Here is a 766-nt window from a genome sequence, read left to right on the forward strand (position 1 = left end):
TCAGCCATCGTGATTCCTTTCGTGGTTGTTTCGCAATCGCCACGATGACCGAAGCCGCTGGGGAGTCAATCTCCAGCGGTGGAGGTGCGAGCCGGTGAACCACGCGCAAAGCAACCTCCCCAATAGCAACGAGACCAGCACGGCGGGTCGCAGTTCCGTGCTGGTCCCCTGCGCAATCGAGGGTCGGGGGTATCGCGCCCTCTTCATCGCACAGTTCATCGATTTCCGTGAGGCCAACGGGTCGCACACGGAAGGTGCCGGGGGCTGTCCCCCTATTCCGGCTCTCGGCACCAATGTTTCCGAAATTCCTCATAACGGGAGCGACATGTAATGTTGCAGCGCAACCAAATCCGTCAGAAAACTCCGCCGTCAAAGGCGAGTGTGTCCGCCGCGCTGGCGCAGGACTGGACAGGCGTGTCGGCTCGCGTCGGCAAGTCCACCTTGGCCGATACGATCGACGCGGATGTGAAGACCGTCAACCGCGCCATCACCGGGGAGAATGTCCCGGAGCTTCACAAGGCCATGGCGAGCCTGCTGGCGGACCCTCACGCGCTTGACCGTGTAACGGCGCTCTACGGCTTCCGCATGGTCCCCATGACGGTTGAAGCGGCCAACGACATGACGACTATTGCGAGCCTGTCCTCGCTTGTGTCGCAATTCTGTGCGGCTCTGGAAGACGGCATCCGCGATCACCGCGAAACCTGCCAGCTTGCCGACAGCATCCGCCCTCTCATGCTCGCCCTGTCCGCCATCGTGGAGCAGGCCG

The 766-nt window shown here is 62.3% G+C and carries 1 protein-coding gene; it reads left to right on the forward strand.

The features are described 5' to 3' along the window. Positions 1-330: 330 nt before the first annotated feature. On the forward strand, positions 331-766 hold a 436-nt coding region (locus K7W03_RS27540), incomplete at its 3' end, for a hypothetical protein (RefSeq protein ID WP_222888144.1).

The organism is Sphingobium sp. PNB (assembly GCF_019873065.1).
Classification (GTDB): domain Bacteria; phylum Pseudomonadota; class Alphaproteobacteria; order Sphingomonadales; family Sphingomonadaceae; genus Sphingobium; species Sphingobium fuliginis.